This window comes from Verrucomicrobium sp. BvORR034 (assembly GCF_000739635.1).
Taxonomy (GTDB): Bacteria; Verrucomicrobiota; Verrucomicrobiia; order Verrucomicrobiales; family Verrucomicrobiaceae; genus Verrucomicrobium.
The window spans coordinates 19981-35257 of the sequence record NZ_BATQ01000141.1; the positions used below are offsets into that span (position 1 = coordinate 19981).

Annotated in this window: 14 protein-coding genes and 1 tRNA gene; 11 read left to right on the plus strand and 4 right to left on the minus strand. The window is 60.5% G+C overall.

Translation table 11 applies throughout. The features are described from left to right. Window position 1: 1 nt before the first annotated feature. The 6 genes from BV034_RS24380 (at window position 2) to BV034_RS24405 (ending at window position 5204) form a co-directional block, all read left to right on the plus strand. Window positions 2–721 (plus strand): hypothetical protein, encoded by a 720-nt coding sequence (locus tag BV034_RS24380; RefSeq protein WP_050029574.1) that lies wholly within the window; start codon window positions 2–4, stop codon window positions 719–721. Then, entirely contained in the window at window positions 718–1647 is a 930-nt protein-coding gene (locus BV034_RS24385) for an alpha-1,2-fucosyltransferase (RefSeq protein ID WP_050029575.1), read from the plus strand. The genes BV034_RS24380 and BV034_RS24385 overlap by 4 nt, the downstream gene beginning before the upstream one ends. Then, complete coding sequence (locus tag BV034_RS24390) at window positions 1628–2554, plus strand: glycosyltransferase family 10 (protein ID WP_050029576.1); 927 nt, start codon at window positions 1628–1630, stop codon at window positions 2552–2554. Before BV034_RS24385 ends, BV034_RS24390 begins: the two co-directional genes overlap by 20 nt. A gap of 114 nt (window positions 2555–2668) precedes the next feature. After that, the gene (locus BV034_RS24395) at window positions 2669–3493 is read left to right on the plus strand and encodes a hypothetical protein (RefSeq protein ID WP_050029577.1); all 825 of its coding nucleotides are present in this window, start codon (window positions 2669–2671) and stop codon (window positions 3491–3493) included. Further along, the gene (locus tag BV034_RS24400; protein ID WP_050029578.1) at window positions 3490–3963 is read left to right on the plus strand and encodes a hypothetical protein; all 474 of its coding nucleotides are present in this window, start codon (window positions 3490–3492) and stop codon (window positions 3961–3963) included. The genes BV034_RS24395 and BV034_RS24400 overlap by 4 nt, the downstream gene beginning before the upstream one ends. A gap of 14 nt (window positions 3964–3977) precedes the next feature. Beyond that, window positions 3978–5204, plus strand: coding sequence for a hypothetical protein (locus BV034_RS24405; protein ID WP_050029579.1), 1227 nt, complete (start codon window positions 3978–3980; stop codon window positions 5202–5204). 116 nt (window positions 5205–5320) lie between these two features. Here BV034_RS24405 and BV034_RS24410 read toward each other — a convergent pair whose 3' ends face one another. Genes BV034_RS24410 through BV034_RS24420 form a run of 3 tightly spaced genes read right to left on the minus strand, consistent with a single transcriptional unit; the run spans window position 5321 to window position 8386 of the window. Continuing rightward, a complete protein-coding gene (locus tag BV034_RS24410) occupies window positions 5321–5749 on the minus strand; it encodes a PaaI family thioesterase (RefSeq protein WP_050029580.1) in 429 nt (142 codons plus the stop codon). 22 nt (window positions 5750–5771) lie between these two features. Then, window positions 5772–7616, minus strand: coding sequence for a serine/threonine-protein kinase (locus tag BV034_RS24415; RefSeq protein ID WP_081888076.1), 1845 nt, complete (start codon window positions 7614–7616; stop codon window positions 5772–5774). A gap of 56 nt (window positions 7617–7672) precedes the next feature. Further along, the gene (locus BV034_RS24420; protein WP_265593412.1) at window positions 7673–8386 is read right to left on the minus strand and encodes a sigma-70 family RNA polymerase sigma factor; all 714 of its coding nucleotides are present in this window, start codon (window positions 8384–8386) and stop codon (window positions 7673–7675) included. A 187-nt stretch (window positions 8387–8573) separates the two neighbouring features. Between BV034_RS24420 and BV034_RS24425 the strand changes: the two genes are divergently transcribed. Beyond that, window positions 8574–9053 (plus strand): GNAT family N-acetyltransferase, encoded by a 480-nt coding sequence (locus tag BV034_RS24425; protein ID WP_050029583.1) that lies wholly within the window; start codon window positions 8574–8576, stop codon window positions 9051–9053. A 150-nt stretch (window positions 9054–9203) separates the two neighbouring features. Then, a complete protein-coding gene (locus BV034_RS24430; RefSeq protein WP_265593413.1) occupies window positions 9204–9629 on the plus strand; it encodes a hypothetical protein in 426 nt (141 codons plus the stop codon). Between the two features lie 90 nt (window positions 9630–9719). Here BV034_RS24430 and BV034_RS24435 read toward each other — a convergent pair. Next, window positions 9720–9794 (minus strand) — tRNA-Gly (locus BV034_RS24435). A gap of 19 nt (window positions 9795–9813) precedes the next feature. Here BV034_RS24435 and BV034_RS36385 point away from each other — a divergent pair. From BV034_RS36385 to dnaK, 3 genes are all read left to right on the plus strand, one after another. Beyond that, window positions 9814–10125: a hypothetical protein gene (locus BV034_RS36385; RefSeq protein ID WP_265593414.1), complete on the plus strand. Its 312-nt coding sequence runs from the start codon at window positions 9814–9816 to the stop codon at window positions 10123–10125. A 120-nt stretch (window positions 10126–10245) separates the two neighbouring features. After that, on the plus strand, window positions 10246–12687 hold the full coding sequence (locus tag BV034_RS24440) for a hypothetical protein (RefSeq protein WP_050029585.1): 2442 nt from the start codon (window positions 10246–10248) through the stop codon (window positions 12685–12687). A gap of 430 nt (window positions 12688–13117) precedes the next feature. Then, window positions 13118–15061 (plus strand): molecular chaperone DnaK, encoded by a 1944-nt coding sequence (dnaK, locus tag BV034_RS24445; RefSeq protein WP_050029586.1) that lies wholly within the window; start codon window positions 13118–13120, stop codon window positions 15059–15061. The last annotated feature ends 216 nt before the right edge of the window (window positions 15062–15277 follow it).

The following is a 15277-nucleotide window of genomic DNA, read 5'->3' on the forward strand; positions in this document are numbered from 1 at the left end:
CATGCCCGACCCGTTTGTCATCAAGATCCGTTATGGCGGTCTGGGAGACCACCTCTTCTACAGCCACCTGCCTCGTATCGCCAAGGAGACCGGCGCTGCGGACCGCGTGTACATCTCGAACTTGTCCGAATACCGTTCCGCCGACTACAAGGAACTCGTCTGGGCCATGAACCCGTATGTGGACGGCTTTGTGGATGAGGATGCACCGTACCCTGAGTTTGACCAGGTGGAACCCGGCACGAATCTGCTGGACCGCATCATGCTCGAACGCGGGCTGGATGATGGCCTCCGCCACCACGAGCCGGAGGTCTACTACCGCCCCACGCTCCTCCCAGACTATGTCTCTGCCTACGTCTACGATCCCAACTACGTCTCCTACGTGGGCAACGCATCCGCCGAAAAGATCACCTACCAGCTCCGCCGGGATCTGCGCCATGTGATCCAGCTCCAGCCACGGGAAAAGTCCCTGCCTCTCACGAGCCATCCTCCCTTACTGACGACGCAGTCTTTCTGGCACTACTGCGATATCATCTGCTCCTGCAAAAGGTTCTACTGCCTCACCTCCGGAGGCGCTACTCTGGCCGCCGCCCTGCACCGTCCCGCCACCGTGTTCCATGGCGTGGGACAAAACACCATGTTTCACCACTCCCATCTCCACCGATACTGCGACGTCTCACCCGAAACGGCACTCCCCAACCCCTCTGATTTCCCCATCCTATGATCATCGTCCGGCTCATGGGTGGTCTGGGCAATCAGATGTTCCAATATGCTGCCGGGCTCAGCCTCGCCACGACCCGCAGCACACAGCTGAAGCTGGACCACAGCTTCCTGGAGGACCGCACCCCGCGCGTGAATTTCATGCCGCGAGAGTACTCTCTGAATCTCGTGGGAGTCACCGAGCCTCGAGCTACTCCGGCAGAAGTGCGTCGCTTCCGTCAGCACCTGGAACCTCAATCTCGTACTTGGACGCAAAAGCTGCGCGACCGGTTCCAACCTGTGCAATTTCACATGGAGCCGACACCTCCTGCCTGGCAGCCAGAGTTCGCCAGCCTGCCCCGCCATACGTATCTGGAAGGTTATTTCCAGGATGAGCGATACTTTGGCCATTGCGCCGTACTCCTGCGCCAACGTTTCTTCCAAGGGCTCCAGTCCCTTCCCCATGATGCAGAGGCCGCCACGCTGGCGCAGAAAATCGCCGCGCAATCCTCCATTGCCCTTCACATCCGGCGCGGCGACTACATCAACATCGGGCCCACCCATGCCTTTCATGGGGTCCCCTCCGTGTCTTACTATGCCCGCGGCTTGGCCGCCCTGCGCGAGGCAGGTGTTTCCGGACCCGTGTACGTGTTCTCAGATGATGTGGCATGGTGTCGGGAGAACCTTTCTGCTCTAGGCGGGCTGCACTTTGTGCCTGAATCCCTGGGAGGTCCGTCCGGCACCACGCACCTGTATCTCATGTCTCTCTGCCGCCACTTCGTCATCGCCAACAGCACCTTCGCCTGGTGGGCCGCCTGGCTGGCAGAGGAAACTGAAGCTCTTCCAAAAAAGATAATCCGCCCTGCGGCCTGGTTCCGCGCCGCAGAGTTCCGCCAGGTGCACCCCTGCCCACCATCGTGGATGGCGCTGGATGACGAAGCCGCCGCTTGATGTGAACGCCCACCCCAATCCCATCCGGGTCAAGATCATCGCCCCTTGGTGCAGCGATGCCCAGATCCACCATGAATGGAGGCGCTATGCGAGGGCAGGCGGTCGCTGGAACCATCTGCAACTTGTGATGGAGGATCCGTACGACGTCCTCGTCGTGCACAATTACCCAGACCGGCCTTTCGATCCAGCACGCACTTTAGTATATCAACACGAACCCAGTGCCTTCCGTGCCGCCTGGCCCGCCCCCTGGCACGATCCTCCAGCTGATGCCGCCGCGTTGGTGCACACGATCGACCGCCATCACATGCCGATCCACTGGTACGTGGGTTATGACCGTGATTGGGAATTCCTCACTCATGACCGACCTGAGAAGTCCCGTACCCTTTCCGCCGTCATCTCCGGCAAAGACCACCTCAAAGGTGGATGGCACCGGGCCCGGTTTGTACGGGAGCATCTGCACCACATCATCCCTCATGTTGACCTCTACGGTCGCTGGCCTGAGCCTCCGTCACCATGCTATCTGGGAATGACGGAAGACAAAAGTGAGGCACTGCGCCCCTACCGCTACACCATCGCCTGCGAGAATTGCTACGAGCCCAACTACTTCACTGAGAAAATCACCGACGCCATTGTTTCCGAGACGCTCGCCTTCTACAGCGGGTGCCCCAACCTCGAGGATTTCTTCGATCCTGAATGTTTTGTCCGGATTGACCTGTCCAAGCCCAAACACGCCGTCAAGGTGATCAACGAAGCGATCGCCATGGGGCTCTATGAACAACGGATCGATTCCATCCGTCGGCAAAAGAGGGCCATCTTGGACCGCCTGTCCTTCTTCCCCATGATCGAGCGGCACATCAGCGACCTGGGATTGGACGCCATCGACTGCCAGCCGGCCTCTATTTCGTAGAACTGTGATCCAGGTACACGCCTGCCTCCCTCCACGCACGCTGAACTCCCGTTTCCCCACCCCATCGCCAAACAGAGCCTTGACCCCATCCCGCCATTCCCTAGGCTGGGACCTATGCGCTATATTGGGATTTCCCCCTTTCTCATCTGGCTTGCAGCAGCCCCGCTGATTTACGCCCAAGTCTCCACACCTCCATCGGCCGCGACGTCAGACGGCGCGTCTGCCACGGACGGAAAAGACACGGCAGAACGCATGGCCAAGGCCATCACTCATGCCATCGCCGCTGGCGAGGACGTGTTGGCGCTGGAACGCAGGGACAATATTGCCGCCAGCAAGCAAGCCTCCGTCGTGCACCACACCGGGACCTTGCTCGCCTCTGCCGGGCGGGATCAGGAGGCCCTCCCCTGGCTCCAGGCCGCCGTGCGACTTACTCCCCACCGGTTCGACTGGCAGTGGAGCATGGCCCAGATGCAGAACAAGCTGGGCAACTCCCAAAAAGCCAAGTCCCTGGCGGCCCTAGTGTATGAAAGGGCCGAAGATGGCGACCTCATTTCCCAGAGCGCTGCCCTGCTGGGAAAAAAGCCCCAGTGGACCGTACCGCCCATGGCGGACACCAAGCCTGGAGAGCCAGTAATTTGCCTCACCACCGCCGGACCTGTGCAACCTTGGCTGCTGCACGCTGCCGCCCGCAGCATCGAAACCCGCCTGGGCGTCCCTGTGCGATTGACCGGCATCACGCTGGATCTTGGCAAGCCCGACCGCACCAACGCAGAATCCGTGACAGCACAAGCCCGTCAACAGATCATCTGGGACTCAGCCTTCACCCGTCAGGTCATGAAGGAACTCAACATTCCGGGTGAAGAAGCCGCCACCGACGAAGACGTGGTGACGCTGCTGGCCACTCTCATGCTCGAGGCAGGGCAAAAAAAGCCGCCATGAACTGGCTCAACGCCTACTCTGAGGAACTGGAACGTCCTCAATGGAGTGCCGAGACCGTCGCTGGCAAAGCAGGGAATGCTTACCGCGAACCCAACGCGACCGGTCCCAGGGTGCTGCTCAACCTGGTGCTGACCGAGGCCGACATCTTCCAGCGCGACAGCAACTACGTCTTTGCCGTGTATTGGTCGCCTCCGCCCAGTGCAGTGGTTTCCACCGCCCGGTTCAAGGCAAACTTCTACGGCACCACGCCCAATCGATCACGCCTGCAGGAGAGGATCGAAAAGCAGCTTCTCACCAGCATCGGCCACGCTGCCCGCGTGACCCGCTGCAGCGATCCTCGTTGCGTCCGCGCCTACCCGGCCTCGCTAGATGAGTTCGATGCGAAGGGCAGCACGTACTGCGCAGATTGTCAGGCCGGCATGGAGCGTTTCCTCGGGCGAAGCCTGCCTTCAGGCAAAGGAAGGGAATAGGCCCCAAGCGAGCCATGAAGACCGCCATCCTCTTTCTCCACTGGGGAAATGCGCAGGAATGCCTGCACCTCAACCTCGCCGCCATTCAGGCGCGACTGTGGAACCCCCATGCGAAAATCTATGTGCTGGCCGATGCTGCCGCACGTGAATCCCTGACCTTGCCCGGAGTCGAAGTGGTTCCTCTTGAGGACTACCACACGGCTGCAGAGAGCTTTCGCGGCCACTATGTCCATTTCAGCGTCAACCGGCCCGCATACACCCGGTTCAACATCGAGCGCTGGTTTATCATGCGCGATTTTGTGCGGCAACACGGCCTGCAGCGCATCCTGCACCTCGACAGCGATGTGCTGCTCTATGACGATGTCGAGGCCGCAGGCCAGCAGTTCGAGGAATGCGATCTGACTCTGAGCTGGCCGTCCACCTCACAGGTCCCGAACTCCTCTGGACACAGCTCGTACTTCAACCTCCGTGCGCTGGAGGAGTTCAGTGCATTCGTAGAAGCCGCGTATGCCGATCCCGCCACGATCGAGGCCTTCGAAAACCGGGTGGCTGGGCGCCGGGCCAACGGCGGCGTCTACAATATTGGCGACATGTATCATCTGGCCTGCTTTTCCCTGACCACACAGCTCAAGATCGGCTATGGCCAGCAAGGCCACCCCCTGTTTGACGGGAACATCAACTACGATTTCGAAACCAAATCGAGATTGGCTGACGGGCACAGACCGATCGAGTATCGCAAGGGGCAACCGCACGCTCGATACGCAAGCCAGGAGAAAGTCGTGCGCTATGCCACCCTGCATTTTCAAGGGCGGGCCAAAGCGTGGATGCCGGAGAACCTCCAGGCCCCGGAAGGCACCCAGCTCCCCTGTGATCTGCTTTTCCCCCTCATGGCCCGGCTGAGCCGCACTACCAACCACAGCTTGGGCGAATCGAAATCCGCCAAGCTCGACTTTCAAAAAGAACGCGACAAGGCGCTGGCAACCGCAGCGTCGTTGCAAAGTGAGTGTGAAAGTCTCAAGGAACGACGGGCGGAAGATGCCCGGAATCTGAAAGTCATCCGTCAGGCCATGGCTCAGGCAGAAAAGAAGGTGGAAACAGCCGCCCGGTCCCAGTGGGTGACCCGCGGCACCCAGCTTGGCCTCACCAAAGCCGGCACCCATCTGCAGAGTGCAATTGACCATCTACAGGTCCCGCAGCAGAAGCAAAATCCAGACTCGCCACCAAAGTCGACTAGGAAATAATCTACACTTGGCGTCAGAGCCCCCCAACTGCCTCCGTCCCGCCATTCCGCACTCCGCATTTCCCTGAACCCGGAGGGTTTAAGGCATAACTGGCGCAAGAAAGAACCAAGAACCTTTCACCGCCCCACTTCTGCCGCAACAAACCACTCTACCGTCGCGCTCAACACGTGCGAGTCCGTCATGTCATACAACTCTACTTGCACCGTCACCACCGCCCGCCCCTTGGCCGCCAGATTTCCCTTCAATTGCGTGACCCGCTCCTCACTGAGTGATGCCTTGGCGCCCACCACCCCGTTCGCCGGTTTGCGGAATTTTGCCTCCAGGCGGCGGACCACTGGCACGACACCGTCACTCGTACCGAAATGCTGCAACAGGCACTCCCCACTCGCCGCCTCAGCAAGGGACAGGAGAGCGCTCGCGTGCACGGTCCCCAGGTGATTGAGGTATTGATCTCCAGCAGGAAGGCGGAGCAATAGCTCCCCGTCCCTGCACGATTCGAGACCCAGAAAGCTGTTGAACGGCAGCTCCGTGACGCTGTGTTTCATCTCATCAAATTGCACTGCCACTTCAACGGACCGCCTGACTCGCCACCGGTTCCTCCACGATCAGCGGGGTCGGCAGTGGACGGGCCAGAATCTCAAAGTCATCCACCAGGGCCACCCCTCCGGGTCCACTGGCCCGCAGGGCCACCCAGACCGGCCCTTCCATAATCCCTCCCAAATGGAAGTCGGCCCCCATGAAATCGCGATCGTGAAACACGCCCACGCGATTCCCATTCTCCCCGTTGCGCCGCACTTCGTACACTGCCCCTTTCACCCGGAGCCGGTCAGCGGCCATCCGGATGAAGACGACTTGTAGCCGGTACCATTGACCCACTTCTGTCTCAAACTTGTTCTTTCCAATCCAAGATCTCGGAGCCTTTGTCTCCGCAGGCTTGCTCATGAATTGAAACTGCAGCGACTCATCCTCTGGCGTGAGTCGCAGGGCCACAAATGGCGCTCCAGACACACCACTCAGGTGCCCCTCGCTGCTCGCAATAAGCCCGAGCGCCAGCGCATTGGAAGCCGCACCGATGTCCTGGCGCTGGAAACAACACGACACCTCCAGAAACGACAGCCGTGTGAGATCATACGATTTGCGGCTGTACACCAGCGTCCCCTCCGTGCTCATGTTTTGCGCCAGCACCAAGCCCTGCGTCCTCGCCACGCCATGAATGGTGTTGGCATAGCCGCTCCGGCCAAAGAGGATGTTCTCAGCGAAGTAATCCGCAAGCTTGCCAGAGTCGAAGTCCACCACATCCGTCCCGGGCCGCTTGGGCTTCGGCCTGCCCGTCAGGTCATAGATGTAAACAGCCACCCCCGCGATCAAGAGGCCGGCGACAACGACCGCCAACACGAGTTTCCACCTCTTTCGGCGCGATACAGGTGCCGCCACCGCTACCGCGGGCTTGGCTGCCCCAGCAGACGGTGCCGCCGAGGCGATCACGGCCTCAATGGACGTCCGCAACGCGCCAGCCGTGGGGAAGCGCAGTTCGGGCTGTTTCTCCAGTGCCCGCAGCACGATCTCATCAATGCGGATATCCACCTGCACATGCCGGGAGGGAGCTTCGATCTTCCCCTTGGGCCGCTCACCTGTTAGCATCTCGTACAGCACCACCCCCAGGCTGTAGATATCCGCCCTGTGATCGGCTCTTCCTGTGGCCTGCTCCGGAGCAGCGTAGTCCGGCGTGCCCGCCAGACTCGCGCTACCAGAAGCCTCCTCAAACGCCCCAGTATTGGGTTCAACGATTCTGGCAATGCCAAAGTCCGCGATCTTCACCACCCCGGCCTTGTTCACCAGCACGTTCTCTGGCTTGATGTCGCAGTGCACGATGTGGTGATCGTGCGCGCATTGCAGGGCATCACACACGGGCGGCACGATGGTCAGCGCTTCCTCGGGAGTCAGTCGCTTCGTTTGCAATAGCTGCCGCAGATTCACCCCATCCACAAACTCCATGAGCAGGTAGTAGTACCCGCCGCTCTCGCCAAAGTCATAGACATCCACGATGTGCGGATGATTGAGCGCCGCCAGAGCCCGGGCCTCCTTCTCGAAATGGGCGGAAAACTGTGCATCCCCCGCCCGCTCCGGAGCCAGCAACTTCAGAGCCACGAGTCGATTCAGGGACTTCTGGCGGGCCTTGTACACCACCCCCATGCCGCCCCGGCCCAGGCATTCGATGATCTCCAATTGCGGGAAGTGCCGGGCCAGATCTTCTGGCTTGGGAGGAGGCACGGCCGCCAAATCATCTTCCACCTGCGTGGGCAGCATTGCCGCAGCCATGAGGCAGCGCGGACATAGGCCACCCACCGCGTCAGCAGGCAGACTTTCGCCACAGCGTGGACAGGTCGATTCCGGGGCAGAAGATAGGCTCATGCTTCACCGTGGCGTTTTGCCGGGGAATGGTTACACGCATTGCACACATTTTCTTTTTATCCACCCAGCGCCAGGAACAAGGATCGCATTTCATCCTCCACCGCTCCTGGATCGGAGAGGGTCCCCGCAATCTCTTCCTTCACACACTTGCGGAACCGCTGCCTGAGCCGGTGCACCGCTACTTTCACCGCGGCCGCGCTCATGCCGAGCGCCGCAGCGGCTGCAATTTGGTCCCCATGCTCCGCCTCCCCCAGTAGCGAGGGGCGCAGTGCTTCCAACAACGCCGCCTTCCCACCCGCGGCGCATTCTGCCGTGATCGCATTCATCGCTCGCGCCAGCACCGTGATGGCCCACTGCCGGTCATAGACCGCATCGGGCGACAACCGGCCACTGGCGGGCACTTCCAAAGGCAGAGCATCCGGCAACTCAGCATCCAGCGAGAGCGTTGCCACTCTGCCTCCGCGCTTCTGCCGGATCGCCGCCTCGCGATGATGAGAGAGAAAGTGCTTCACCGCCCCCAGCAGATAAAATCGAAAACGCCCTCGTTCTGGATCTGCCGTGCCTATCGCCCCGCCCTCCAACACATCCGCAAAAAAAGCGTGGCTCATCTCTCGTGCCGCATCCGCATCCCGCAATACACTGCCCAGATACGCCACCACCGGCTCATAGTAGGCATCACACAGATCCGCCAGCGCCCTACGTCCATCCTCAGAGTCCGCCTTGGCCAAGTTCACCCGCGTCCACCGCGTCGTGTAAAAATCAGCGGGCACGTGAGGTTTGGAAGCTGATTGGGGATTCTCGTTCTGAGTCATGCGATGCGCCGAAATTCATCCTGCCATGATCCCATGGCGTTTTGGAGCAGAAAGGTGACATCATTCCGCGCAGGCAGCTGCACCCCGGCGTTCCTTTGATTTTTGGGAAGCCCCTGTGATAGGATAGCAGCCGTTCGTGAATTCGATGTCCTCCCCACCTTCCTCCGATCTGATCATCCGCGCTGCGAAGGTTTCAGAGCGTGAGATGTTGGAGGCGTTGCAGTGGCGGGCATCTTTGGCCAATGAGGAGCATCAGGCCGATCTTCTGGCCCATCCTGATGCCATTGATCTGCCGGTTGAGCACATCACGGAAGGCTGCACCCTGGTGGCGGAGCGGGCCGGGGACATTCTGGGCTTCAGCGTGATCCTGCCTCGGGATGATGGCGAGGCGGAACTCGACGGACTATTTGTGGAGCCTCACGCGTGGCGATCCTTGATCGGCACCCGCCTGGTGGCGGAATCCAGCCGCGTGGCGGCGCTCAGCGGGGCGACCTTCCTGTGGGTCGTCTGCGGGCAAACCGCCGCCGCCTTCTATGCGAAATGCGGCTTCGAGCAGGCCGGACAATCTAAGACCCGTTTTGGGCATGCAGTGTCGATGCGAAAGCGGGTTACTCCTCGGGCATGACAAATGCCTTTCCGACTATGCGCCAGTCTGCTGATATCACCTGTGCAACCCCAACGTTCCGCTGATTCCCGCCATGAGTGTTCCTAGCAGCCGACGCCGGCTCTCCCATAGTCTCTTCATCTGGCCTCAGTGGTCTGGCTCGCCTGTCCCGTGCTTCCAGCCCAGACTGAAGGCCAGCTTAAAGCGTTGTATGCCCAATCGGAACGGGTGGTCAGCGGGATGATCTCCGAGGCATTGCCGTTCACGTCTGGCATCAGCGCCATGTGGTCGGTGCGCATGACGGTGGAGGAGGTGTTTAAAGGAGACCCCGCACTGAAGGGACAGGAGGTCCGCATGCAAGCAGACCTCCTTCCGGCCTCAGGCGTGAAGTTTTGGAAGGCACCTCCGGATGGGGGCGCGAACCACTTCAAGACCGGCGAAGCCCGGGTGCTCTTCCTCCAACCTACTGGCAGGAGCAGTCCTGTATGGGAGGTGATCCCCACAGGTGTTCCGTCGGAGGGATCACCAGTTTCCGATCACACCGCGCAAATCTCTGTTTTGCAGCGACTGCAAGTCGAAGCCTGGCCGTTCAAGTGATTGAACTCACCCCGGATTCCCAAAAAAATCGGGAACTCAGAGCAACCGCTCGCACAAAAAAACCCGCCTTGCGGGCGGGTTCCATAAAAATGGAGCGGGTGACGCGATTCGAACGCGCGACATCTTCCTTGGCAAGGAAGTGCTCTACCACTGAGCTACACCCGCAGGATGCGGGGCAGAGAGTATGCCTATAACCGGAAAAAGAGCAAGTAAAAAGGTGCTCTTTTCCCCAAAAATCCATGCAAATGCGTTTTCACCACCACCTCACGCTGAACGGCAGGCGAATTGCGATGTCTCTAAAGAAAAGGACGCCGTGCAAAAAATGGCACGACGAAGGCTGACATCTATGAAATCGAACCAAACCCCATCCAAGACCGTTGCCCCTTTGCAAAAAGAAGTGAACCGGCTCCACGCGAATGGAAAAGCGCCGGACATGATCGCAATCCGCCTGGGAATTAAAATCTCCAAGGTGCTCGCGCTCATCACGAAGCCATAGAGTTCATTGTTCAGTTACCCCCTCTAATCCGCAGGAAACAGACCAAAAAAACCAGTCCTGCGACAGACGCATTAATTCATTGTCCAAACTGGCTGTGACGGGACTATCCCCGTCACAGCCATGCGTCTGACCCTACCTTCCTTCGCTTTCCTCGCTGCGGCCACGTTGCCTTTCACGGCACGCCTGACCCAAGCAGCCCCGCCCCAGATCTCCGGCATTTACCCGGGACTGGCCATGTTTAACAACGAGGGAGAATGTGGCACCGGTGCCGTCGTTCCCTGGGCAGATCGTCTCTGGGCCATCACCTATGCTCCGCATCAGCCGAAGGGCTCATCGGACAAGCTCTACGAGATCACCCCCGAGCTTCAGCAGATCGTGCGGCCGGAAAGCGTGGGCGGCACCCCTGCCAACCGCATGATCCACCGCGAGTCGAACCAGCTCTTTGTGGGGCCTTATGCCATCGATGCCCAGCGCCAGGTGCGCGTCATCCCGCCCAGCGTCATGTTTGGCCGTCACACCGGCAATGCCCGGCACCTGACTGACCCCGCAGGCAAGATCTACTACGCCACCATGGAGGAAGGCATCTACGAAGTGGATGTGAAGACCCTGGCGGTGAAGGAACTCTGGGCTGACGAAGCCACCAAGGGCAAGCCGAAGGCCGACCTCCCCGGCTATCACGGCAAGGGCCTGTACTCCAGCCAGGGCCGCCTGGTCTATGCCAACAACGGCGACCGTGACAAGAAGGTGACCACTGACCCCACGGTGCCTTCCGGCGCCCTGGCCGAATGGGACGGCAAAGCAGACAAGTGGACGCTCATCCGCCGCAACCAGTTCACCGAAGTGACCGGCCCAGGCGGCATCTACGGCAATGAGAATCCAGACAAGGATCCCATCTGGAGCATCGGCTGGGATTTCCGCTCGCTGATCCTCCAGCTCCTGGAAGACGGCAAGTGGCACACCTACCGCCTGCCCAAGTCCAGCCACAGCTATGACGGCGCCCACGGCTGGAACACCGAGTGGCCCCGCATCCGCGAGATCGGCGAAGGCGACAACCTCCTCATGACCATGCATGGTGCGATGTGGAAGTTTCCTAAAACCTTCTCCACAAAGAACTCCGCCGGCGTCGTCCCCCGCTCGAACTACCTGAAGGTGATCGGCGACTTCGCCCTGTGGAAGGACAAGGTCGTCTTCGGCTGCGACGACACGGCCAAGAATGAGTTCTTGAACAAGCGCAAGGCCAAGGGCGAGATCGCCGCACCGCAGTCCCAGTCCAACCTCTGGTTCGTTGAGCCCGCGCAAATTGATCACCTGGGCCCGGTCATCGGCCGCGGCGCGGTGTGGATGAATGACGCCGTGAAGGCGGGCGAGCCCTCGGACGCCTTCCTCCTGGCAGGTTACGACCAAAAGGGGCTGCACCTCCGCACCAAGGCCCCGGCAGGAGCCCACCTCACTCTGGAGGTGGACGAGGCTGGCAACGGCACCTGGACCAAAGCCCGTGAGATCGAGCTCTCCGGCTCCGGCTACCAGTTCGTGGACCTCACCGACGTGAAGGGCACCTGGATCCGCCTGACCTCCAGCGCCGCCCTGGAAAAAGCCACCGCCTACTTCCAATACCGGAACAACGACAAGCGCAGCAACGAGGCCGACGCTATCTTTGCGGGTGTGGCCCGTGTGGGCGATGACAACGTTACGGGCGGACTCATCCGTGCCCGCGCCGAGAACAAGCGCACGCTTGCCTTCGCTGCCCAGGCCTCTGGAGGCAAGGATATTGGTTACTACGAGCTGGACGCCGAGCTGAAACTGAAAGCCGTAGCCGATGCCCAGCTGCTGGAACATACAAAGACCCACACCGCCATCCCGGCGGGTGTGCTGACCGTCGACGCCGCCTCCGTCATCTTCACTGATGACGCCGGCAAGCGCTGGCGCCTTCCCAAGGGCGATGCTGGCTTCGACAAGGCCGGTCCGCTGCAAGGCTCCCGTGTCGCCCGTGAGGTGGCCACCGAGCGCGACCTCTTTGCCGCGTACGGTTCTTTCTTCGAACTCCCCGCCAACAATGCCGGCGGCTTCAGCAAGGTGCGCCCTGCAGCCACGAGCAACATCCGCATTCAAGACTACTGCTCCTATCGCGGTCTGTTCCTCATGACCGGTGTCAGCACCGATGCCGCCGCCACCAAGGACAATCCGCACATCATTCGCAGCGATGATGGCAAGACCGCCCTCTGGGTCGGTGCCATCGATGACATCTGGAAGCTCGGCAAACCCCGTGGCGAAGGTGGTCCATGGAAGGACACAGCGGTCAAGGCTGGCGAGCCCTCTGAGCCATATCTGATGACGGCGTACGACAAGAAGAAGGTCACCCTCAACCACACCGGCAAGGACGCTGTCAATCTAACAGTGGAAGTGGACGTCACCGGTTCCGGTGACTGGGCCGCGTACCGCAGCTTCGAGGTGACCGCCGGCAAACCAGTCATGCACGAGTTTCCTGCCGCCTTCACCGCCTACTGGGTGCGCGTTGTGTCGGACAAGGACACCACGGCAAGTGCAACGTTCTTGTACGAGTAGGACCGACAGAGTCGCGGACGAAAGACAGAAGACCTGATCCTGAGCGCCCCGGTTTCACGACCGGGGCGCTTTTTGTTTGAAGGCGTGACTGCAACAAATAGCGCAGATTGGCAATCTGCTGTGCCGCCGATTGGCAATCGGCATCAGTCGCCAGCACAGCAACACGCGACCTCCTGCAACACCCCTCTCAACCTGACACCCCACCACTCACTGAAACGTCACACCTGCGCCAATCTGGCCAAAACGTCACGCCCCATTGCGCCACTTTGTCCCCAATTCCACCCATCACCGCTTCACCCCGTCACTCCACCACTCCCACAACCAATTCACCTTCAACGTCTTAACTCAAAAACAATCCTGATGGCACGTCTCGTGCCCTACTACACCCACCCGGACCGATTCCGGGCACGAAAGGAACTTTACCAACATCATGAGCAAAATTTTAGGCATTGACCTCGGTACCACCAACTCCTGCATGGCCGTCCTTGAAGGCGGTGAGGCCCAGGTCTTGGAGAACTCCGAAGGTGCACGCACGACCCCCAGCGTGGTGGCTTTCACCAAGGGCGGCGAGCGTGTGGTGGGCCAGGCTGCCAAACGCCAGGCCGTGACCAACCCGCGCAACACGGTCTTCTCCGTGAAGCGTCTCATGGGCCGCAAGTTCGCGGAGCTCACCGCCGCCGACAAACAGGTGCCCTACAAGATCGTTGAAGCCTCCAACGGCGACGCCCACGTGGAAGTGGAAGTGGGTGGCGAAAAGAAAGTTTACAGCCCCCAGGAAATCTCCGCGATGATCCTGGCCAAGCTGAAGTCTGACGCCGAAGCCCGCCTGGGTGAGACCATCACCGAGGCCGTTATCACGGTGCCGGCTTATTTTAACGACTCCCAGCGCAACGCCACCAAGGCTGCTGGTGAGATCGCCGGACTCAACGTCCGCCGTATCATTAACGAGCCGACCGCCGCCTCCCTGGCCTACGGTCTCGACAAGAAGAAGGACGAAAAGATCGCCGTGTATGACCTCGGCGGTGGCACCTTCGACATCTCCGTGCTGGAGATCGGCGACGGTGTCTTTGAAGTGCTCGCCACCGATGGCGACACCCACCTGGGTGGTGACGACTGGGACAACAAGCTCATCCAGTGGATCATTAACGACTTCAAGGCAGACTCCGGCATCGACCTCAGCGGTCAGCCCGACGCCCTCCAGCGCATCAAGGAAGAGGCAGAGAAGGCCAAGATCGCCCTCAGCTCCTCTCAGAGTTATGACCTGAACCTGCCCTTCATCACGGCAGACGCCACGGGTCCCAAGCACATCATGAAGTCCCTGAGCCGCGCCAAGATGGAGCAGCTTACCGACGACCTCTTTGAGCGCACGGTCAAGCCCGTCCGCGAGTGCCTCAATGCCGCCAAGCTGGACGCCAGCAAGATCGACGAGCTCGTGCTCGTGGGTGGCATGACCCGCATGCCCAAGGTCATCGAAACCGCGCGCAAGCTCGCCGGCAAAGAGCCTCACAAGGGCGTGAACCCGGATGAAGTCGTCGCCGTCGGCGCCGCCATCCAGGGCGGTGTGCTCCAGGGCAGCGTGAAGGACGTGCTCCTGCTCGACGTGGCCCCGCTCACGCTGGCCATCGAGACGGAAGGTGGCATCGCCACCCCCATGATCCCGCGCAACACCACCATTCCCAAGCGCCACACCCAGACCTTCTCCACCGCCTCTGACAACCAGCCCGGCGTGGAAGTGGTGGTCATCCAGGGTGAGCGCCCGATGTCCCGCGACAACAAGACGCTGGGCACCTTCAAGCTCGACGGCATCCCCCCGATGCCCCGTGGCACCGCGCAGATCGAAGTGACCTTCGACATCGACGCCAACGGCATCCTTCACGTCTCCGCCAAGGAAAAGACCACCGGCAAGGAAAGCAAGATCTCCATCGCGGGCTCCAGCGGCCTCAGCAAAGACGAGATCGAGCGCGCCAAGCAGGAGGCTGAATCCCACGCTGAGGAAGACCGCCTCCGCAAGGAAGGTGTCGAGACCAAGAACCAGGCTGAAACGATGGTGTACCAGGTGGAAAAATCCCTCGCCGACCTCGGTGACAAGGTGCCCGCCACCCAGAAGCAGCCCATCGTGGACAAAGTGGACGCCCTCAAGAAGGCGATCGCCGACAACGACACCGCTGCCATGAAGTCCCAGACGGATGAGCTGCAGAAGCTCTTCGCCGAGGCCTACCAACACATGGCCCAGGCCGGTGATGCCCCTGAGGGTGCCGCCCCCGGATCGGAAGCCGCAGGTGACGCCCCCGAAGGCGCTGCTGAGTCCACCAAGGACAAGGGCAAGGTCGTGGACGCCGACTTCGAAGTCGTCGACAGCGACAAAAAGAGCTAAGACTCCCCCTTTGAAGCACGTGGTATCCACCCCCTAAAAATGGGTCCGATCCCGTGCTTCAACCGTATTCTGCGTCTCCCCCTTCGACGTGGATTCAGTGACCAACAGAGATTTCCCCACAGCCGGTAGCGACACCGCATTTTTGAAAAACGGCGCGCTACCGACTGGGTGAACCAAACCAAAACACAACAGAAACCCGAAAAGCAAACAGCATAC